This window comes from Natronomonas amylolytica, from assembly GCF_037031205.1.
Taxonomy (GTDB): Archaea; Halobacteriota; Halobacteria; order Halobacteriales; family Haloarculaceae; genus Natronomonas; species Natronomonas amylolytica.
The window spans coordinates 141,979-162,789 of the sequence record NZ_JAYEZM010000005.1; the positions used below are offsets into that span (position 1 = coordinate 141,979).

Annotated in this window: 19 protein-coding genes and 3 pseudogenes; 14 read left to right on the forward strand and 8 right to left on the reverse strand. The window is 58.8% G+C overall.

Annotated elements, in window-relative coordinates; translation table 11 throughout:
* Positions 1-121: 121 nt before the first annotated feature.
* From U5914_RS08655 to U5914_RS08680, 6 genes and pseudogenes are all read left to right on the forward strand, one after another.
* Positions 122-433 (forward strand): hypothetical protein, encoded by a 312-nt coding sequence (locus tag U5914_RS08655; protein ID WP_336135355.1) that lies wholly within the window; start codon positions 122-124, stop codon positions 431-433.
* A gap of 6 nt (positions 434-439) precedes the next feature.
* Positions 440-937 carry a type II toxin-antitoxin system VapC family toxin gene (locus U5914_RS08660; RefSeq protein WP_336135356.1) on the forward strand — a complete coding sequence of 166 codons (498 nt, stop codon included), beginning with the start codon at positions 440-442 and terminating at the stop codon, positions 935-937.
* A 55-nt stretch (positions 938-992) separates the two neighbouring features.
* Positions 993-1,166: pseudogene (locus U5914_RS08665) on the forward strand (DUF7342 family protein); the annotation flags it as partial.
* Positions 1,167-1,310: 144 nt separating this feature from the next.
* Positions 1,311-1,466: pseudogene (locus tag U5914_RS08670) on the forward strand (transposase); the annotation flags it as partial.
* Between the two features lie 552 nt (positions 1,467-2,018).
* Entirely contained in the window at positions 2,019-5,597 is a 3,579-nt protein-coding gene (locus U5914_RS08675; RefSeq protein WP_336135357.1) for an ATP-binding protein, read from the forward strand.
* A 125-nt stretch (positions 5,598-5,722) separates the two neighbouring features.
* Positions 5,723-6,544, forward strand: coding sequence for an IS5 family transposase (locus tag U5914_RS08680; RefSeq protein WP_336135358.1), 822 nt, complete (start codon positions 5,723-5,725; stop codon positions 6,542-6,544).
* Positions 6,545-6,608: 64 nt separating this feature from the next.
* On the opposite strand, the gene U5914_RS08685 is transcribed toward U5914_RS08680, so the two are convergent.
* Positions 6,609-6,821, reverse strand: a complete 213-nt coding sequence (locus U5914_RS08685; RefSeq protein WP_336135359.1) for a hypothetical protein — start codon at positions 6,819-6,821, stop codon at positions 6,609-6,611.
* A 303-nt stretch (positions 6,822-7,124) separates the two neighbouring features.
* Between U5914_RS08685 and U5914_RS08690 the strand changes: the two genes are divergently transcribed.
* Entirely contained in the window at positions 7,125-8,423 is a 1,299-nt protein-coding gene (locus U5914_RS08690; RefSeq protein WP_336135360.1) for an RNA-guided endonuclease InsQ/TnpB family protein, read from the forward strand.
* 731 nt (positions 8,424-9,154) lie between these two features.
* On the opposite strand, the gene U5914_RS08695 is transcribed toward U5914_RS08690, so the two are convergent.
* Positions 9,155-9,499, reverse strand: coding sequence for a DUF5615 family PIN-like protein (locus U5914_RS08695; RefSeq protein WP_336135361.1), 345 nt, complete (start codon positions 9,497-9,499; stop codon positions 9,155-9,157).
* A 2-nt stretch (positions 9,500-9,501) separates the two neighbouring features.
* Positions 9,502-9,807 (reverse strand): DUF433 domain-containing protein, encoded by a 306-nt coding sequence (locus U5914_RS08700; RefSeq protein WP_336135362.1) that lies wholly within the window; start codon positions 9,805-9,807, stop codon positions 9,502-9,504.
* A 113-nt stretch (positions 9,808-9,920) separates the two neighbouring features.
* Here U5914_RS08700 and U5914_RS08705 point away from each other — a divergent pair, with 113 nt between their 5' ends.
* The gene (locus tag U5914_RS08705; protein WP_336135363.1) at positions 9,921-10,160 is read left to right on the forward strand and encodes a hypothetical protein; all 240 of its coding nucleotides are present in this window, start codon (positions 9,921-9,923) and stop codon (positions 10,158-10,160) included.
* An 853-nt stretch (positions 10,161-11,013) separates the two neighbouring features.
* Here U5914_RS08705 and U5914_RS08710 read toward each other — a convergent pair.
* From U5914_RS08710 to U5914_RS08720, 3 genes are all read right to left on the reverse strand, one after another.
* Positions 11,014-11,814, reverse strand: a complete 801-nt coding sequence (locus tag U5914_RS08710) for a phage NrS-1 polymerase family protein (RefSeq protein WP_336135364.1) — start codon at positions 11,812-11,814, stop codon at positions 11,014-11,016.
* Positions 11,815-11,944: 130 nt separating this feature from the next.
* Positions 11,945-12,457 (reverse strand): DUF3368 domain-containing protein, encoded by a 513-nt coding sequence (locus U5914_RS08715; protein ID WP_336135365.1) that lies wholly within the window; start codon positions 12,455-12,457, stop codon positions 11,945-11,947.
* Positions 12,458-12,748 carry a UPF0175 family protein gene (locus U5914_RS08720; RefSeq protein ID WP_336135366.1) on the reverse strand — a complete coding sequence of 97 codons (291 nt, stop codon included), beginning with the start codon at positions 12,746-12,748 and terminating at the stop codon, positions 12,458-12,460.
* 193 nt (positions 12,749-12,941) lie between these two features.
* Here U5914_RS08720 and U5914_RS08725 point away from each other — a divergent pair, with 193 nt between their 5' ends.
* Positions 12,942-13,244: a hypothetical protein gene (locus U5914_RS08725; RefSeq protein WP_336135367.1), complete on the forward strand. Its 303-nt coding sequence runs from the start codon at positions 12,942-12,944 to the stop codon at positions 13,242-13,244.
* Positions 13,245-13,754 (forward strand): PIN domain-containing protein, encoded by a 510-nt coding sequence (locus tag U5914_RS08730; RefSeq protein WP_336135368.1) that lies wholly within the window; start codon positions 13,245-13,247, stop codon positions 13,752-13,754.
* 42 nt (positions 13,755-13,796) lie between these two features.
* Here the strand turns inward: U5914_RS08730 and U5914_RS08735 are convergent, their stop codons facing one another.
* Complete coding sequence (locus U5914_RS08735) at positions 13,797-15,245, reverse strand: hypothetical protein (RefSeq protein WP_336135369.1); 1,449 nt, start codon at positions 15,243-15,245, stop codon at positions 13,797-13,799.
* 290 nt (positions 15,246-15,535) lie between these two features.
* On the opposite strand from U5914_RS08735, the pseudogene U5914_RS08740 reads away from it, so the two are divergent.
* A pseudogene (locus U5914_RS08740) lies at positions 15,536-16,776 on the forward strand (RNA-guided endonuclease InsQ/TnpB family protein).
* Between the two features lie 297 nt (positions 16,777-17,073).
* Here the strand turns inward: U5914_RS08740 and U5914_RS08745 are convergent.
* Entirely contained in the window at positions 17,074-18,246 is a 1,173-nt protein-coding gene (locus tag U5914_RS08745; protein ID WP_336135370.1) for a Fic family protein, read from the reverse strand.
* A 381-nt stretch (positions 18,247-18,627) separates the two neighbouring features.
* Between U5914_RS08745 and U5914_RS08750 the strand changes: the two genes are divergently transcribed.
* From U5914_RS08750 to U5914_RS08760, 3 genes are read left to right on the forward strand one after another with little or no spacing between them, the layout of a single operon-like run.
* Positions 18,628-19,878: an RNA-guided endonuclease InsQ/TnpB family protein gene (locus U5914_RS08750; protein ID WP_336135371.1), complete on the forward strand. Its 1,251-nt coding sequence runs from the start codon at positions 18,628-18,630 to the stop codon at positions 19,876-19,878.
* Positions 19,879-19,933: 55 nt separating this feature from the next.
* Positions 19,934-20,452: a type II toxin-antitoxin system death-on-curing family toxin gene (locus U5914_RS08755; protein ID WP_336135372.1), complete on the forward strand. Its 519-nt coding sequence runs from the start codon at positions 19,934-19,936 to the stop codon at positions 20,450-20,452.
* A 2-nt stretch (positions 20,453-20,454) separates the two neighbouring features.
* Positions 20,455-20,592, forward strand: coding sequence for a hypothetical protein (locus tag U5914_RS08760; protein WP_336135373.1), 138 nt, complete (start codon positions 20,455-20,457; stop codon positions 20,590-20,592).
* Positions 20,593-20,811 lie beyond the last annotated feature (219 nt).

Here is a 20,811-nt window from a genome sequence, read left to right on the forward strand (position 1 = left end):
ACAAGAACCTTCCCCCATCTGCTGTCTTCTTCGCTCCGTCTCCTGCATGACACATGAACTAAGTCATGCAAACATCTTATATTCCATGAGCAAGTAGACAGGCGTAGTAATTGGGGCTCCAATGAGCAGTAACGACACCAAGCACGTTCAAACTGAACTGAACGAGGACGAATACGAACGCTTCCGCGAGTTTGCGAGAGAACACGGACTCTCGCTGAAAGAAGCCGGCCACGAGGCGCTCATCGAGTGGATCGAACGCCAGCAGCAAGCGGATCCCAACGACCCCGCGTTTACCGTCCTCGACGACCTCGAGGACGAATCCCTTCCAGCGTCAGCGGCGACGGATGCCCGCGAGGAAGACGATCTCACCGACGAGTGGCACGGCAGCGACGAATCGTTCACGCTCGCCGATGATCCGCCCGCCCAGTCCTGACCACAGATGGCAGAGCCAGTCGAAACCCCGATCGGTACGGTCACGGCCGAGCATTTTCGCCCAGGGCACGTCCAACATCAGGTCGTTGTCGGCCCGAAGTTCCTCTACGCGCTGTTCAATCCTCGCGATCAGATGCACGCAGTCTCGCGGGCGTTCATGGCGTTCGTCCGCGACGGCGACCTCCCCTATCGTCGCCTCATCGTCAACGATCACATCGTCGACGAGGCGGCCACACGGCTGAAAAAACAGGCGTCGATGCGGAATGCTGCGTCGTTCCTGACAACGCTGGACGAGAGCACGCTCTATCAGGTCGAATCCGTCCCCGAGGCTGTGTTTGATGACGCGAAAGCGACGTTCGTTGAGTGGACGGATCTGGATGCGTCACTCACCGATTTTACTGTTGCAGCCCATATGGAGGCCTTAGCGGTCGATCACATCCTCACCTACGACCGGCACTACGATGCGTTCGACGTGACAACGCTCCCATATCACAATCAGGACTAGAGGTGCCAAGCATGTCCGAATCCCCACGGATGGCGTCCAGTCGTGGGCCGAGTCGATGAGCGCCCGCGACCGCATTCGGTCAGTCGCCGAGACGCTTCGCGAACCCCGGTCGGTCAACTGGATCAGCGAGCAGGCCGACGCCGCCTGGAGTACGACCAACGAGGAACTGCAGGATCTGGTCGACCAGGGACAGCTGCGTCGCATCGAGACCGGCGAGACAACGCGCTATCTTCTTCCAGCGAGAGAATCCCGCCGTTCACAGCGGGCGTGAATCGCGTAAGCCCGGTGCGGCAGTCAACGCGGGTCTGTCCGACTGAATACCACCCGGCATAAGAATTATTGAAATTGGGTGTCTTTTATTTCGTAAGGCCAAATGGAGTATCACCTGCAATCCGGGTCGCACACGGTCTACGCGCTCCAGTATCACTTCGTGACCGTCACGAAGTACCGCGCCGACATCCTCAACGATGAGCGATTGGAGCGCGTCGCCGAAGTCGCCCACGAGATTGCAGACGACTTCAAGATCGACCCGCCGGAATGGTCGGTCGCGAGCGAGGCGAGACGCGACCGGAGGGAGCGTCTCGAAAGCGAACGGCGAACGGTGCGTGGTCGACCAACGGGAGACCACGACAGCGAGCGGGGAACGTAGTGACCCGCGAGCAGTGAGCCGTGAGCGCGTGGAGGGCGGCAGCGCCGAGCGCGGTGAACAGACTCCGCTCACCGGGCAACCGTCCCCCAAAGCCCGACCGGGCGGCGAACGGAAGGGATTCTGCGTGCCACTCGGCGAGTTAACCAACACACGGAGCGTACTGTTGGTTAAGACAAACGGGGCCAACCCAGTACAGGCGAGTCGTTCACGAACGTCGAGAAACTGGGCAGGAAACACGTCTCCGCCGACGCCTAGTTGATCCACATATGATTCCAGTGAAGTGGATATCTGTACTTGCGGCCTGTACGCAGGAGGATGCCACCATCGGATGGATGAGGATCGATGAACGGTCCCGTTGGCGACAGCCGATGAGACGTAACGTATACTTTCGACTGAATAGCACGTAATGAATGACCTCTCGACTGACAACACATGCTGCCATGGAGACAGTCGGCAAGTCTCTCTGAGACGGATAGTAGTCGAACGTATTTCAAAATCGAACCGGCAGCCGAAGCAGCCGACCCAACCGACCTCGAACGAGCTTTCCGTCGGCTCCACCGCGGGTCACAGTTCCAGCTGGAGTGTCTGCTTATCGCCCGCGGCGATGGCGTCGAATACTACCTCGGCACCGATGCCGACGACGACCGCACGGTTCGGCATATGCTGCATACGGTGTTCCCCGAGGAAACCTCAGTCACGACTCCGGAGACGTCACCGCAGGAGATCCTCGCGGAGCTTCCTACGTCCACGACCGACGCGGCCCAGTCGTCCGACGAAGACACGGACGCGGACGCGTCTGAACCGCCTGCTGCGGCCGTCAGGTATCTCGGCTGGGGCACACGGCGTGACGACTGGCAAATGCAGTTGCAACCGGCTGTCGACCCGGAGCAAGAGACCATTCAGTCGCCGCTTTCGGGGATCGTCGACGCGCTGGCGGCGACACCAGCCGATACGGTCGCCGTCTATCAGGCGCTCCTCGAACCCTACGAGGATTGGTCGGTCAAGGAGGGACTCCGCCGCGACCAACTGGAGTGGAACCGCGACACGCGCGGCCAGCGGCTCAGCCGGTTCATCATGGGCAAGTTCGAAAAGCCCGACGAGGACGGCCTCACTCGCGGGAATCGGGAGCGGCTCGCGGAACTCGAGGCGGCCGCCCCGAAGAAAACCTGGGCGATCAACGCCCGCCTGTACGTGGGAGGCGACGGCGCCGACGCCGTCGTTGACGACCTCGAACGCCCGTTCGGCGGCCTCGACGGCGAGTTCTACAGCGTCTCACCGCATCGGCTCACCGGCGAGGACGCCCACGACATGCTGGCGGCGATCCGAAAGCGCCGGCACCGACTCGATCACGGCCTCGCGCGCCGCCTCGGCAAGCGCTTGCCGATCGTGCCGAACACGCGGCCGGCGATCTTCACCGACCCGGCGACGGCGCCTGCCTTCTGGTTTCTCGACGGCGATGCGCTGACCCAGCCTGGCCGGCAGGCGCTGGATACGACGCCCGGCGAACAGTCGGGTGTCACGCCGCCGACCGACGATCAGCTGGACCGCTACGACCGGGGGCTGACGCTGGGCCGCCTGCTCGATGCCGACGACGAACGCACCGACCGCACGATCGCACTCCCACCCACCCTCCAGCCGTTGCATGCCGCGTGGTTCGGGAAGACCGGCGCCGGCAAATCGGTCGCGCTCATCCGCGCTATCTACGACAACATCGTGGCGACGGACGGCCCCACGATCCTGATCGACTCGAAGGGCGACGGCATGGCCGAGGACCTCCTGAAGGCCCACTACCGGCGCCACGGGGATCTGGATAACGTCTACTATTTCGACTGTGACCGCTTCGTGCCCGCCATCCCGTTTTTCGACATCAGCGACGACATCGAGGCTGGCGTCCCGCGAGCGACCGCCGTCGAGGACAAGGTCGACCACTACATCGAGATCCTCGAGGGTATCATGGGCGAAGAGGCATTCCAGTCGAAGCGCGCGCCGGACGTCATCCGGTATCTCCTGAAGGCGATGTACGACCCGGTCCACGGCGGCGACGCGTTCACCCAAAGCGAGTTCGACACCGCCGTCAAGCGGATGACACAGCGCCAGTCGCCGCCAGCCGTCTCGGATCCACACCTCGAACGCATGCTCTCGGGCGTGGCCGCCGACCGCTCGGACGTCTTCCAGAGCGTCATGCAGGGCGTGAACGGCCGCATCGAGAAGGTCAGCCGCGACAGCCGCACCGCCCGGCTCTTCGAACACACGCCGCCCGCTGACACGGCCGCTTCGACAGCCACGCCAAGCTTCGACCTCGCGGACCACCTCGACGAGGACGCGGTCATCATTCTCGATACCGGCGGGCTCCGAACCGAAGCCCAGCGCGCGCTCGTCCTGGTCGTCCTCTCGAACCTCTGGGCCGCGCTGCGGAAGCGCGAACGCCGACGCGACCAGCGGGCGGCGGCCGACGATCCACCACTCGTCAACCTCTACGTCGAGGAAGCCGCCGATATCGCTGACACGTCGCTGATGAGCGATCTGCTCGCGAAATCCCGGGGCTTCGGGCTGTCGGTCACGCTCGCGATGCAGTTTCCCGCCCAGCTTCGGGAATCCTCGCCCCGCGTCTACGACGAGGTGCTGAACAACGTTTCCACGCTCGTGACGGGCAACGTCGGTCGCGACACGCCGCTGGCCGAGCGGCTCGCGACCGACGACATGCCACCCAGCGACGTCGCCAACCGGCTCCGTGGGCTCCGGCGCGGCCAGTGGCTCGCGAAACTCCCGGCCGGCTTCGATGACCCCGAACCGCGACCCTTCCTTTTGGCGTCGGCCGATCCACCGGCTGGCCATCCCGCGAGCGACGACCCGCTTTCGCCCGCCCGCCTGACGGCCTTCGACGCCGCGCTCCATCTCTGCAGGGAACGCACCCGCGAGCAAGCCGGCCTGACGGTCGCCCAGCCGAGTACCGTGGACGACGGCGCCCAAGCCGGTCCAGAAACACCGGGTTCCGAAGACGCTGACGAAACCGACGACCTCCGGCCGCGCGTCGACACGACGCTTCCCTACACGAAGCGGCTGCCCGACCACGTCACCTACGACGCCGACCGCCACGCGCTGGAGTGCCTGGGATGTGACACGAGATACGACCCCAATTCGGATGGCATGGAACGCGTCCTCAAATGCTGTCCCGACGGCGAGATCGACGCCGATGACATCCCGATCTGTGACGTGACGCTGAAACTCACCCGCGAGGAGCGCCGCGAACTGGATTACACGGACGGCCAGCTCATGTTCCTCAAGGCCGTCTACAACGCCGCCCAGCTCCGCTACGAGGAACCGGCCTACGACCTCCTCACCGACAGCATGCTCCGGCTCCGTGAATACGTCGGTGTCGAGGCGGACGCTGTCGACGAACTGCTCGACGACGGCCTTCTCCGCCACGACACCGACCACCCCCACCGCCTCTACACCGTGAGCCCCGAGGGCCGCGAGCTGCTCGGCGAGGAATACCGTCTCGGTGTCGACCACGGCCATGCCACCGGCGACCTCGGCGAGTCAACCCAGCACATCATGGGCGTCGAGATCGCGCGGCGCTGGCTCCACCAGGAGTACGTCCGCGACCCGGACTCGCCTGTCGAAACCGTCGTTCCCTACTTCGAGCTCGACGAGTCGGTCATCGCGGACGATATCGACCGCGACGAGAGCGGCAACGCCAGCCGCCTCGACATTGCTGGTCTTGACGACAACGGTGAGGTCGCCGTCTGTATCGAGGTCGAACGCATCAACAACGACGTCGCCGAAGCCGTCCCCGCCGATTTCGACAAGATGGCTGCTTGCGACCCCGAGGAAGCCATCTGGGTCGTCATGTCCCAGTCGGCCGGCCACGACGTCCTCCAGGCGCTCAACAAGAGCGACCGCGTCGAGAAAACCTACGCCAATACGACGCCACCACAACAGTTCCGCATCGACGAGCCCGGCCTCACCGGGATGTACCCGATCACGTGGGTCCGCGAGCGGCTTGAATAGCACCAAGTCGGGGCCTGAAGTATCGCAAGGGAGAGGCGGACAAGGAGGAGGAAATAAGGAATTTCATATTAGCGGCTCTGTTGAAATCCTCAGAGAGTTACACGTCCATCCTGTAATTCCACGATATGAAGGCCCTCCCGAAGTCACAGATTCTCCGCTTTACTGAGAAAGCGATCCATCTGGCCCGCCGAGCAGTCTCTCGATACTCCTCGAAGTTTTCCAAACACCGCTATACACTTCCACAGCACGTTGTTCTGCTCTGTCTCAAAGTGCGGAAGAACACGACCTATCGTGGTCTGCTTGATGAACTGATCGAGATGCCACGCATTCGTCGCGCCCTCGGATTAGCTGAACTCCCTACGCCGTCAACGCTCTGTAAGGCGTTCAATCGGCTTGATATGGCTGTGTGGCGTGTCATACTGACTCTCTCAACGGCGCTCCTTCCGACGAGTGGCGTCGTTGGAGTTGATGCGTCAGGGTTCGACCGCAGTCACGCCTCGAAACATTACACGAAACGCGCCGAACTCACGATTCAGCAGCTCAAAGTGACGCTGTTGGTCGATGCGAAGGTGAACGCGATCATCGACCTACATGTGACGACGACACGAAAGCACGACAGCCAGATCGCCCCCTCTTTGATTAAGCGCAATCCCGAGGACATCGATATTCTGCTCGGTGACAAAGGCTACGACGACCAGAAAATCAGGCGACTCGTCCGTGAATACGAGGGTCGCCCACTGATCAAGCACCGTGAGTTCACACCAATTCATAAGGCATGGAACGCGCGCTTAGATGCTGATCTTTACGGACAGCGTAGTCAATCCGAGACCGTCAACTCTACGCTCAAGCGGAAGTACGGTGCGTTCGTCCGATCACGACGATGGTGGAAACAGTTCCGTGAACTCACCATCGCCTGTCTCGTTCATAATCTCGACCGGTCGCTCTGAGCGGTCTATACAGACGAACTACGTACCGACGCTCAGAGAGCCCAACGAGTATGAGCCGTTTCGTTCAGAGGCGGTCAGAGATGACGATTCCCAGATATCCTCCGAGAACTATCGCCACAAACGGTGCGATTCCATCGGTAAGAGTCTCTACCCCGAACAGGGTGAGTAGTCCTACGAGGTCAACAGCAATTGCGAGTGCGGCGATCACAACTAACGACAGGAATAATTGTGGCCTGACCAAGGTGGGACTATCTGACTGACGGCTGTCTGTAGCCATTGATAGTTGATTGTTTCCCATCCTGATAAACTAACGCCCAATACGCAGCTCTCATCGACCGGCTGTTTCAGAAGAGAATGTGTCTGAAGAGTAGGATTTCAACAGAGCCATATTAGCCTATTTTGAAATAGGCTATTCGGAGGTATTATTTTCCTCGATCACAGAGATGCAAGGAGGAAGCCCACGGCTTTAGCCGTGGGAGGAATCCGACAAGGCTCGAAACAAACCACGAGCGATAGCAGTCCGACTCCCCCACGTCAAGCCGAACTCTTATAAAAACATAATTCAATATGTGAATCACGGATGGGGGACGTGATTCGCACCGTCAAGGTCAAACTCGACGTACCCACAGAGCGGTGTGACGACCTCCATCAGACGAAAAACCAGTTCATCTACTGTGCGAACACCACCGCAGAGTGGGCGTGGAGACACCCGAACGACTACTGCGTGACCTCAAAACAGAAAGCCGAGAAAGCCCTCTACGACCAACTTCGTAGCGAAACGGAGTTGACCGCGAACCTCGTCCAGAAAGGGATTCGGCGCGCTATCGAGGCCACCAAAAGCGGGGTCGCCCGACTCAAGAAAGGCGACAACACCAGTCAACCGCACTTCGACGCGTGGAGCGTCGTCTACGACAAGCGAAGTGCGACGTTCCACCGCGACCACGTTTCCCTGTCTACAGTGAACGGTCGCGTCGAGTGTGACTACGTGCTTCCAGACGACACCGAAGGAACACCGATTGGAGAGTACCTGTTGAACGATGACTACGAGTTCCGCATGTCCACGTTGCAGTACGACCGCCCCACAGAGTCGTTTTATCTCCACGCACGAATGCGCCGAACTACAGACGAACAAGAGCAGTCCACGATTTCTTCTGAGGCCAAGCACAGAACAGTCCTTGGCGTTGACCTGAACGTGGACAGCTCGCTCGCCGTGACTTCCACAGGCGCGTTCATCGGGAACGCAGACGAGATGAACCATCGACGCCGCGAGTTCGAGAAGACTCGTGAGGCGATGCAACAGACGGGAACGCGGTCAGCACACTTGTCGATTCAGTCGATGAAAGACCGCGAACACCGCTGGATGCAAGACGAACTGCACCGCGCCTCGAACCAGATTCTCGAAGAAGCCCACAACCACGACTGTACGCATATCGCGTTCGAGAATCTGACAGATATTCGCAAGCGGATGGCTGGTGCAAAGCGGTTCCACGCATGGGCGTTCCGACGCTTGTTCCAGTATGTGGAATACAAAGCCGAGATGTTCGGTATCGAGGTCGAGCAGGTGAGTCCTGCATACACGAGTCAGCGGTGTTCCAAGTGTGGTTTTACCCATGAGAACAATCGGCGGTCGAAGCATCAGTTCGTGTGTCAGAAGTGTGAGTACGAACTGAACGCGGATTACAACGCGAGCAAGAACATCGCTCGTAAACTTCTCAAGAAACTCCACCCGGGGCAGAAGTCTTCGAGTGGAGGCGTACCCTGTCAGTGTGCGCTAACGTCAGGGACGCTGAACCTGAACGGCGATTTCCACGCCTCCGTCACTTCGACGGCAGAAGGGGAGTCCACTGACAAGCCCACGACTTCAGTCGTGGGTAACTGACGCGCCAGACCGTCGGCAACTACACCGAGCTGCTGACCGAGGTTGAACTCATTGAGGAGGTGCCGAACACGTCGCCCCGCCGGTACCGAGTCGCGGACAGCGACGTCGTTCGCGAACTCTTCGAGTTGAACAGCGCGCTCAACAACGCCGGCAGCGAGTAGGTACCGAGCCACCGGTACCGCAACGCTCGAGTGGCGCGGTCGGAGACGCGTTCAGTCCTGAGTTGCCGTGAATGAAGGTCGTGTCTCCTCTTTTGTCTGCTTTTTTCGAAACACGGTCAGAACAGACCCCCACCTTCCCCACGCTTCGGATACTTGAACGAGCGTACACCCGCGTACACCCACGACAGTTCGGCTGTATCCGCCGAGACGTCTGCATATATACTGTGTTGATATACACGAGTGTGACTCGCAGAAGCGAAATCTGAGAACACTCGACACAGCGGGGTGTCTTGCGCTGTCGATGGGGGTTTCGATGGCAGTTAGAGGATTCCCCGACACTATTGAACTCATCGGGGACTGCGAAGGAGGCGGACAATAGACCAACCCCTGCGAGTAAAGGAACGCGTGGCCGACACACCGCTATTGCTGGCGACTGATTGCCGGGAGCTCACATCAAAGCCCCGCCCTCAAGGACCGAAGCGTGTCAGCGCCGAGGGAGTAGGATTAGGGAGCTTACTGAGACCAGCACGGGACTTCACGCTGAATCCCACCACTAAAGCGGTAGGTAACTCAAAGCCAGTCGGCAGTAATGTACGTCACTGTATCCATCGCCTCTCGATCGGGGAACGCTTCGATAACGTGCTGGATGATATGGTAGAGTTCACGGGGGGAAAGCGACTGGTCATGGACGTAGAACACGCCACGATGTGAGTCGACAGGCATCTGGACGAAGTCGTCGTCGCTGGTGACGATTAGACGGCCCTCTTGGACGGCGTACAGGCGAATTGTGGTGTCGTCGACCCCTTCGCCCAACTCACTCACGTCAACGACACGCTCTACGTCGTGGCCTGCTTTGCCGAGTTTGTCGGCCAGCGGAGCTGCGATGTTCTCGTCAAGCAGAAACGACACCTCCATGACTACGATTGTGGCAGGTCCTCGGGGCCGGTGATGATGTCCGGGTCGTCTTCTGCGGCCTCGTGAAGCTCTCGGCGGTGTTCTTCGACCGCCCGCATCTCTTCGGGATGGTCGTGATAGTACGCCAGTGCATGGTAGACGTCCGAGACGGTGAGGTCGAAGCGGTCCGCAACCGTCTGCGCGTCGAGGCCGCGCTCTTCGACCAGCGCGTGAATGTGGCTCACGGTGATTCGCCGGTCCCGAATGTGGGGCTCGTCGTGAATCTCCGACTCGTCACCTGAGACGACGGTGTTCATCTGCTTCGACATAGTGTATACTACCATTGCAGTGGCCTTCAGTCTTTGCCGGTATAGGCAGTCAGCGGAGAAGTTGTGGGTACTAGTGGCCAGTGTTTAATTCCATATGGGCAACAGTGGGTAGCATGACGAAAGTTGAAGCAGAGGACTTGCAAACGAGGGAGACGGACGATCGGGGTCGAGTGTACCTCGGTACGGAGTACGCGAACAAGCGCGTGACCGTCGCTGTCGTAGAGGTGGACTCCGATTGTCCTGACGAAGACGAACTGGCCGCTGCATACCGCGAGGCTTCCAAGAGTGCGGAGGAGTTGAGTGAAGCGTGGGATGTCGCTTCGGACGAGGCGTGGGACGGACTGAGTGACTGAAACCGTTCGACTCCCCGCATTCGAAACGCGCACTCCGTGACCCCCTGCCGTCCCCGGCGGGGTTTTCTCCTCGCAGAAAGGAAGAATCTCGACGTCGCCAAATCTTCATAATCGGCCGTATCGTCCGAAAGCTTGGGGTATTCCCGGGTGTGACCCCGAGTTAGGAAGACGAATCTCGGTATCACTGATGAAATCCGAATCGCCTGCGTACGACTCTGTAAACAGGATATACAACGAAATGGATGGATTATGAATCTCGCGATGAAGCGCTGCGACAGCGGCTCCAATCAAAATCGCATGACTGCAACCGATTATGGAGGGATAGATCGCTCGCTCAAACGGATCTCGAACCCATAGCCAGCAACTCAATAGAGACAGGATACGTAGCTAAAACACTATGAGAGACTCTCTATTAAGGGTAATAACTGTCTATGCTTTGGCCGACTAGCTTCCGTATCGAATTAACCACGGATTGGATCTTGCGGACAGGCACCCAGATATGAACGCTTGCTCTGAAAGTCAGATGTCAATTTTCGAGCGATAGACCACCTGAGACTGATTATGAAACATCTTGTAGCTCGCTCGATACTGGATAATCAGTTTAGCGACAGCCAAGGAATCGTCGAGGATCTTCATGATTCTCGTAGTGATCCAGACGGGGACGAGATACCTTGTCGAGAGCGTTATCCTCGAGAACCGAATTCAGCGTGGGTAGTTGTGTCCCGATCGTGAGCGCGGTATCGCCGGTTTCGTGCCTCGCATATTCCCGTCTACCCGTCAATCAGAAGTAGCTATTTTGAGCGCGAGAAGGACTAAGAACCCGATTTGGGACACGAGACCTGATTGTGGAGTGTTACTGCCAACTGAAGATCGACCCATCCGATTCGCGTTCCTCTTCCAATTCCGCTTCTAGGGCTTTCCGCCGAGTGCGTTCCTTCTCCAGTTCGGCCTCCAACTCGGCCTTCTCTTCGAGCACCTCACTAAGTCGCTGTTCCAGCTCTTCGATTCGGTCGAGTCGTTCCCGTTCACGGGGAGCACGATTTGCCGACTCGGATGTCGGTTGCTCCGGTGACGTCGACGTTTCGGCTGAGTTGCTAGATGGTTCGTAGAAGTCGCTCGTGCTTGCAATCGCCCGCTCGATGGTTTTCTCGCCGTAGGTACTCCCGTCTGCGAAGTGCTGTTCGTCCCATTTCTCCCGCATGAGGCCCGACTGACGGAAGAGTCGATCCATCTGCCGGGCATCGCCGCCGGTCCAGAACGCCAGCAGCGAGCACAACGCCATATCGGCTTCCGACTGGCTCTCGTACCCGCTGGTGGTGCCACGATAGAGGGCTTCGAACTTCTCGCCGTTCGCGGCGTTCTTGGCCTTCTGGAGGAGGGCTTCATCGTCGAGGGACCGAGTTCCACGCTCGGTTTGGGGTCCGCCATCAGCCCCTGCATTCTCAGGCTCATTGGGGGCGAGATACTCGTCGTACACCGTCGCGAGTGCGTCCTTGATTTCCGCAGGCGTTCCGTCGACGGGGTCGGCGGTCACGGTGAAGAATCGCGCCGACTCGTAGAGTTCTAATTCGCCCTTGCGATTGCGGCTGGCCGGAAGCGAACCGGCCACGAGCACGTGATAGCCGGTTCCCGAGGGGCTTACGTGCGAAATCATTAGAAACGATTCTTATGGCCGTCGAACACAACGCAAGTGAACGCATCGATGCGTGTGGGGTTCTCGGACGAACGAGCTACTGTTCGGAACGTCGAGGAGAAACCCTCCTCACTTCAGGACGGGGAGGATGTCAATCGGAAAGCGTTTCGAGTTTCTGTACGATTTTCGTATAGACATCGGGCGCACAATACCACCCCGCGTCGATCATCGCATCGATGACAGTCCGGGCGTCGTCGACTCCGATCTCCCCCTCTTTCGCGAATTTCAGAACGAGAAACGCCGTTCCCCGGGTTGTGATGCCCTCGGCGGCGGCAACGTCACGACCGTAGGTCTCGTCCATGACAGCCACACCGTCCTGTGCGTCGGCGTAGGCGAGGACAGCGACATCGGCGTCGCTGAGATTGCTATTGTCTTGGAGCCGTGACAGCAGCGGCCCCGTCCCTACCGTCACTATATCGAACACGTCGGCTTCGACGCTCCGCTCGATGCGACGTGCGTCCGGATACCCTTCTTCGATGCCGGTGGCGACGACTTCGTCGTAGACGCGCTCGGGAATCACACATGGCGCCTCGAGGTGCTGGACGAGCGCGAGTCGGTCGACCTTCGCGAGATAGATGAGCGGCGTGGCGTCAAAGACCCACATTCATAGCGCCTCGAGATCCGCGTCGAGATGGTCGTCCGCCACCCACGTGATATCACGCTCCTTGGCGAGTTGCGCGAAGTCCCAGACCGACATCCCTGCCAGCTCGGCGGCTTTACTGAACGAGATGCTTCCAGCCGCGAGTTGGTCGAGCGCCTGTTCGCGCCGCCACTCCTCCAGACCCTCGGAGAGGAGTTTCCGAACGGCCGTACTCCGGTCGAGGTTCTCCTCCTCGAGATATGCGTCGAGTTCGGCCTCCAACTCATCGGGGACGCGTGTCGAGATCGTTCCCATACTGTATACAATGTATGCAGTGCATACAAAGGCTTTGTCGGAGAATCGTGGTACTGCACTTACGGAGCATCAAGAAGAAATTCCCGACCTTTGGGCGGGGATGAATCCGATAATCAACTACGCAAACCACAGTCGATAGCTGACGTCGTACACACGCCAAGGGCTAAGTAAATTGGCTCACAATGTACACATAATGAGTAGCGAGAAGAAGCGCGTCCAGTTTCGGGCGCCGCACCGACTCATCGATCGGACCGATGCCCTCGCGGACGTCCTTGGGGAGGACCGAACGGATATCCTCGTGACTGCGCTACGGGAGTATCTGCAGGAAGCCACCCACGATGACGCGCTGACTCAGGAGATCGCGGCCGCCTACTACGACGACGAGATTTCGTTCGAACAGCTCAAAGCGCTCGTCGGTGCCGAGGAGGCGGCGAATCTCCGGGTGTTGAAACAGCAACTGGATGAGGACTTCATCGACGAGGTTGTCGACGCATAGATGTCGGAACTTGTCGCAGACGCCTCCGCGCTCGTGAGTCTCGGCGTTGTCGCTGAGGTGGATCCCGACCCGCTCTCGCTGTGTCTGGCTCGATACGAGGTCGTCGTGCCAGCGGCCGTCATGGCAGAGCTTCGGGAGGTGGCCTCATATGACGACGCGCACGGTCGTGCTGCAACTGCTATCCTCGAACAAACCGCTGCGCTCGATAGACGGTCAGTCGACCTCGATGCCGAGTTTCCGCTCGATGATGGCGAGAACGCGGCAGTAACACTCGCAAACGAACTCGATGCGGCATTGCTGCTCTGTGACGAATTCAACCAACTCGGTCTGATTCACGCCTCGCTCGCTGATACCCGGCTCGTTACGACGCCGACATTACTCTCGATTCTCGTTCGAACCGAGCGCCTGTCGGCAGCCGACGCTCGAACCTTCCTCGACGAAATCAGCGACGCTCGCAGTTGGGGCGCGAACAGCTACGTGCAACGGGCCCGCTCGTTGCTCGAGAAGTGACGACCTCCAGCAGTATCTCTCGATAGTGTACCGATAGGATCGTCATCGTTCGCGGTATCGCTCGCGTGCTCGCTGTTTCATCTCCGCATCCATGTACGTCGGTTCAGCGCCGTGGCGCCGAACGCTCGCCGTGATCGCCTCTGCAGCGACCGTCGGATTGTGTCGGGTCTCGGGCATCGACGGCGGACGCACCGGCCGCATCGACTGGTCCAGATCGTCGATTCCAACGAGCCGGCCGGCCGCGTCGGTTTGGAGCCAACAGAGGGTTCCCTCGCCGACCGCCCCGGTCGCCTCCTGTTGCAGATACCGTTCGACGGCATCGAGCGACGGCGTCGGCAGCGCGTCACTGATCTCGTGACCTGATTCATCCGGCTGGCCGGGGTGTGACGCGGCATCCGGTTGCCCGGCGACGACGAGCCGTGTCCCGACGTGGTCACCGATCGCATACCGGAGCGGATCCGGAAGCGCCGTCGTCGTCGGGCCGCTATAAACGGGCGCCAGTGGTTCGTCCGCCCGCTTTGCGAGAAGCTGCCGATAGAGGTCGCCCTCGCCTGTCGCGATGTCGCCGAGCCCCTCGAGTACGAGGGGAAACAGCCCCGTGTCGGCAGCCGCCGTCTTGGCGCCCTCCCAGAGCCGCGCACATATCGCCGCAATCAGGAGTCGCGTGCCGATCGGTCGGGGGGCGCCGTCAAGTTGGCCTTCCGCTGGTGGAATCGCCCCTGTCACGAGCAGGATGTCGTCGTTCCGGATGGCGTTCGCCGGGTCGTACGTCGTCTCCAGCATGAGCGGGTTTTCCGGATACGGATCGCGTGGCATACCCAACATGCTCGCAGCCCGAACGAATGCCGTCGGATCCCGGGCACGAGCTGTGCGGAAGACAGACCGTGGTTCCGCTGATCCCGTCAAGCAGCGTTCGATGGGTTCCAGCGCCCCGTCCAGTTCGGCTTTCCGCAGCGCCCTCGTGACCTCCGTCACTTGTACGTCCTTGCTGCACAGCGTTGGGAGCACCGCCTGCAGGACCGACGCCGTCACCCAGTCGAACTTCGAATCTGCCGCATACGCGTCGAGATACGCGTTCACCCGAAGGGTCACCGGGTCGATTCGATAGCCGTCCGAGGACGGAACGTCGAACTGGTCGATGGCGACACGGGTGAGTGGGGGCAGGCCATACCGCCGGACGTTCTTGCGGCGGTCGATATCGACCCAGACGACGTCGTCGAGGCGGTGTTCCGGAAGCCGCCGCAGGAGGTCGAACGGCTCCGGCCCTCGCGGATGCACATAACAGAAGCCGTGACCCGCCTCTGCCCACTGGACGCACCAGGACTGCAACAGCCCCGTCTGCGTATGTGTTTCAGCCCCCTCGACGTAACAGCCAGCATCGAGCGCGCCATCTGGCAGAGTGACTCTCTGCGTCAGGTCATCCGGATTCCGGCCGACGACCGTCGTCGGTTCAGCATGTGTACTGGAATCGTCAGGCCCTCCAGCAGCCATGTCAATCAAATATGGATATAATGTATTTAAAATTATGTTAACTGTAAATTTGTGGCTCGACACGAAGGGATAGGATATCCGGAACCGCTCAGTAGATGCGTCTGATCGACTCAAGACCGGGAACACCGATGAGTCGTTCTTTCACAGGCGGTACGAGGGGGATGCCACGGGGCTTGACCCCATGGAGGAAGCCGACACTCGATGAAACACACCGCGCTCGATGGCAAGGCCAACTCCCCCACCTCACCTGTAAGCTTTTATTAGGTAACAACCGAAAATGTGAATTACAGATGGACGACGCGCCACGACGCACCGTACCCATCAAACTCGACGTACCCGAAGAGCGTCGTGGCGACCTCCATCAAACCAAGAAGCAATTCCTGCACTGCGCCAACCGCACCAGCGAGTGGGCGTGGCGCTACGACGACTACTGCGTCACCAGCAAGTCGAAAGCAGAAAACGCCCTGTACGACGAGTTGCGAGAGGAAACCGACCTCACCGCCAACCTCGTCCAGAAAGGCATCCGTCGCGCCATCGAAGCCGTCACAGGTGGCGTCGAGAAACTGAAACAGGGTGAAAAGACGAGTCAACCAGAGTTCGACTCGTGGAGCGTCACGACAAACGCTCCGCAACATTCAACGCCGACCACGCCACACTCTCCACGCCCTTCCCGCCCGAAGACGAGCGAGAAGACACGCCGTTCGGCAGGTACTACGAGAGCGAGGCGTGGGATGCGTCGAGTGCCACGCTTCAGTATGACGAGCAGGACGACACGTTCTACCTACACGTCACGCTGAAGAACCCTGACTACACGGTTGACGGAACGGAACGCCAAGAAGCCAGTCACAATGATGAGGGAGCCGAGAACGGAGTGGTTCTCGGCGTGGACCTGAACGTGACTGGCGCGTTCGCCGTCACCTCCACGGGGGAGTTCATTGGCAGTGCGGACTACCTCACCCACAAGCGCGACCAGTACGAGCGACGCCGCGCCCGACTCCAACAGACGGGTACACGGTCGGCTCACCTCACGATTCAATCCATCGGGAGCCGGTTTAGTGATTGGTCGTTGGACTGGTTGCACAACAGAGCGAACCACCTCATTGCGGAAGCCCAGTCTGCTGACGCTGACGGCATTATTTTCGAGAACCTTGACCACATTCGCGAGAACATCGCTAATGGGTCGAAGTTCCAGCAGTGGGTCTACGCGAAGTTCGTGGAACTCGTTGAGTACAAAGTCGAATCTACAGAGTTGTTCGTGGATACAGTGAATCCTGCGTACACGAGTCAACGGTGTTCGCACTGTGGGTTTACCCACGTGGACAATCGTGACGACAAGGAGTTCAATTGTCAGGACTGTGGGTATGAGGTGAACGCGGATTACAACGCAGCGAAGAACATCGCCAACCGATACTGCGGATATATCCATCGCGGGCAGACGTCTCGCGGTGGATGGGCTACCAGTCAACTAGCCCTCAAGTCAGGGACGTTGAACGTGAACGGCGATTACACGCCTGCCGAGTTACTCGGTTAGAACGGGAGTCCACTGACAAGCCTCGGGGCTTGACCCCGAGGCGGTTGACGAGCTAAGGTCCGAGTGCGCGAGGAACGAATCGAACCTCCGTCTCAGTCGTGGCACGACCGCGTGCAACCGAACTACACGACTCGCGTTCAATAAAAGAGAAAACCAGTACTAGACGGGAGCGAACGCCTCGATCTCGTCGATAACTTGCTTCGGATTCTCGGCGTGCTCGATGAACGACAGGACGTTCTTGGTAGTTGAGGCCGGACATCTGAATGCGTATGCCTCAAGCCCTCTCTGCTCAGTCGTTCAGAGCTGATCGATCGGCTTGTTGATGATCTGGAAGACTTCGCTCGCCCGGTAGAACCGATTCCGGTCTTTCCCGGTGAGTTCTTCGAGTATTCCGTCATCTTCGAGCTGTCCGATCAGTCGGTTAGCCGTGCTGTATTCGACATCCAACCAGTCCGCTGCTGTGTTCACGTCCAGGTACGGATCTTCGAAGAGCCGCATCACCAGTTCAAGGATATTCTCAGATCGCTCGCTCTGATAGCGCTGTTGATAGTCTTCCCGGAGGTCGACTAGCAGGTTGGCCCGCTGGTGGGCCTCATCTGCTTGCGACTGCACGCCACGCAGGAAAAACAGGAGCCACTCTTCCCAGTCACCGTGCTGACTGACTGCCAAGAGATGATCGACGTACGCTGAACGTCGTGCGTTGAAATACGAACTCAGGTAGAGATACGGCTCAGGCAGGAGACCGTCACGTTGCAGGAGGAGACTGATCAATAGTCGCCCAAGTCGTCCATTCCCATCGAGAAACGGGTGAATCGTCTCGAACTGGTAGTGGATTAGCCCGATTCGAAGAAGTGGATGCAGATTCGTCTCTTGGTTCGCATACTCGAGCAAGTCTTCGAGAAGGTCAAGAATCTCGTTCGGTGGTGGCGGGACGTATCTGGCGTCTTGGATGTATGGCGTACTGCCGATGAAGTTCTGAGTCGAACGGAGTTCCCCTGGGTCAGCCTCATCTCCACGGACACCCGAAAGCAACCGGTCGTGCATCTCGCATAGCAATTCGACGGTGATTGGATCGCCAGCTGTGATTGCATCCAATCCGTGCGTCAGCGCGTGCAGATAGTTCACGACTTCTTGGGTGCCCTGCTGTCTGTCTTCGTCGATGAGAGCCTCCTGTCCAGCCTCATAGGCGTAGATATCCGAGAGAGTAGCATGTGTCCCCTCGATTTGGGAGGATTCCAGCGCTTCTTTTCGGATGAACGGCTCGATAAGGATTTCTCTCGAACCGACACGTGGACCAATGCCATGGAGCCGACCGAGTGCCTGTGTTGCCTCCGCTAGCGGCGTAATGAGCTGTCCAGTATTGATTGAGGGCGGAAGCGGGTCAGGTCGAAACGCCGAATACGTCCCTTTCGATGTCGTCGTGGGAACGATCTCACCGGGCGCTGCCTCGTCGAAGTCATCTCGCTCCATTAGTGGTATCCCTACGAATACATTCACCACTATTGGCATTTTTGGTACTAAATCAAAATAACAGTCTGGCTGATTGCGCTGTTACAACTACTCAGGATCTTTGGGGAGAGGTTTGGAGGCATATATCTCTTCGCTGGTTTTGCGGGGGAACACCTGCTCAGTGTGTCTGCAACTCGAGCGATTAGGACAGTTGTTTCTTGACATCCTCCCACCCCTGAAGGGGTGGGATTCCTCCGGTGGGGATGTTGGCTATCTTCCTACGAGGAGAGAATCCCGCCCTTTAAGGCGGGAGTGAATCCGACAACTCCCTACTGTCGCTGGCAGGCCGGATATTCAACGCACACCCGCACCGTTAAGTAAGTTAATCGACATAAGCTATGTATGGCGATTGAGGTCACGCGCACCTACGTTGGTTCCATCCAGAACCAGCGGCAGGTTTACGATGGCCTCGATTCGCTCGGAGACTCCGCCTCCAAAATCTGGAACGTCGCCCGCTGGACAGCCGACCGCATCTGGGACGAAACAGGCGAAATCCCAGACGAGGGAACGCTCAAAGCGTACATGAAGAACCGGGAGTGCTGGAAAGATTTGAACGCACAATCCAGTCAGCAAGTCATCGAAGAACTTTCCGACGCTTTCCAGTCGTGGTTCGACTTGCGACACAAGGACGACGAGGCGAATCCGCCCGGCTACCGCAAACACGGCGACGCTCGCCCCCAGAGTACGGTCACGTTCAAAGAAGACGGGTTCAAACACGACCCAGAGAACAACCGCGTTCGCCTCTCGAAGGGGAAGAACCTGAAAGATCACCGTTCGGACTTCCTGCTCTGTGAGTACCAGACCAGCCCAGACGTTGACCGCTCAGAAGTCAATCGGGTACAGAACGTTCGTGCGGTCTGGAACGGTGACGAGTGGGAGCTGCACTTCGTCTGCAAAGTTGAATGTGAAACCAACGGCTCAACAGGCGATGGTGTGGCAGGAATCGATCTCGGCATCAAGAACATCGCCACGGTCGCCTTCCCCGACGAATACGTTCTCTACCCCGGCAGCTCACTCAAAGAAGACAAGCACTACTTCACCCGATCAGAGTACGACACCGAGGGTGAGAACGGGCCGTCCGAAAAGTCGATGTGGGCACGTCGGAAACTCACAGAGCGCGAGACACACTTCTACCACACGCTGACAGACGCCATCATCACGGAGTGTGTCGAGCGCAGTGTTGGGACGCTCGCGGTGAGTTGGCCTGAAGACGTGCGTGAGTCGGATTGGGGGAAGACCGGTAACAAGAAGCTGCACTCGTGGGCGTTCGACCGTATCTACCAGTACCTCGAATACAAAGGCGAGATTCGTGGCGTCGAGGTGCTGAAGGAGAACGAGTGGGAAACCTCGAAAACGTGTTCACGATGTGGTGACGATACGAAGTCGAACCGTGTCGAGCGTGGACTGTACGTCTGCTCGTCATGCGAGTTGGTAGCCAACGCGGATTGCAACGGAGCGGAGAATATGCGTCAGAAGATAACTCCGAGTCCTCACGGCGAGGATAGGAGTAACGGCTGTGTGGCACAGCCATCGACACACTTGTTCGACCGCGAGAGCGGGACGTTTCACACGAGAGAACAGGCCGTGTCGTAGACCGGCAAATATCCCACCTCCGGTACGGGAAGCCCCGCCGTTCACGGCGGGGAGGATGTCACCGGCGGACGATATTCACGACATTCATGAGTTAATCGTGGAGTCAAACGCGGAGACAACCGCTGGCGTCTCTTCGCCAGGCGATATCGAATACACCGTTGAACACATCCAGGACGGACATTTCGGTCACGTGCCCGAGTCACTCCACGAGAAGGCATTCCAGCTGCTTCGGCTCATTGCGGCAAATCATCCATTCGTCGATGGCAACAAGCGAACCGCGCTTATGTCGACCCGAATTTTCTACGCGCTGAACGGTCTCCGATTCGATTACAATCGGACAATCAAAGAGATCCTGAAGGCGCTCGCGACGGATGAGAGCAGTGTTGATGAGGACGACGTAATTGAGTATCTGCGAGCGCACACAGAACCGCTCGCACCAGAATACGAGGCGACTATCAACCTCTGGTTGTCCCGTATTGAAGGTACAGATCAGGTACCCAAGGAACACGACATGGTCGACGACGAATCCCACGAACCGAACGATTATGACCACGAATCCCATAGTGAGGAATGAGTATGGCCGCCGGAAGTGACCAGCCCGAGATTCCCGATGAGATGTCCCCTGAAGAGGCGCGGCAGTATCTCATCCGGTTCCTTGGACGGCAAGACCTCGACGAACACGAGGAGATCTACGACGAGCTCGCCACCGAGTGAGCACAATACCTTCCTGTGTACGCCAGTACATAGAGAGATTTGCGACTGGTTTGGACGGCTCGAAGAGCAGTCTGTCGACGATAACGTAGACCGACTCATCTTCTCCGTTCAGCCGTAGTCAGAGTGGATACGTCTACGGTTCGGTTTTTTGGCCCCTGAACGGGCGAGGGGCGCACAGTAGCGTGCCTCGTGACGTGAGATGGCTTCGAGAAACATCTA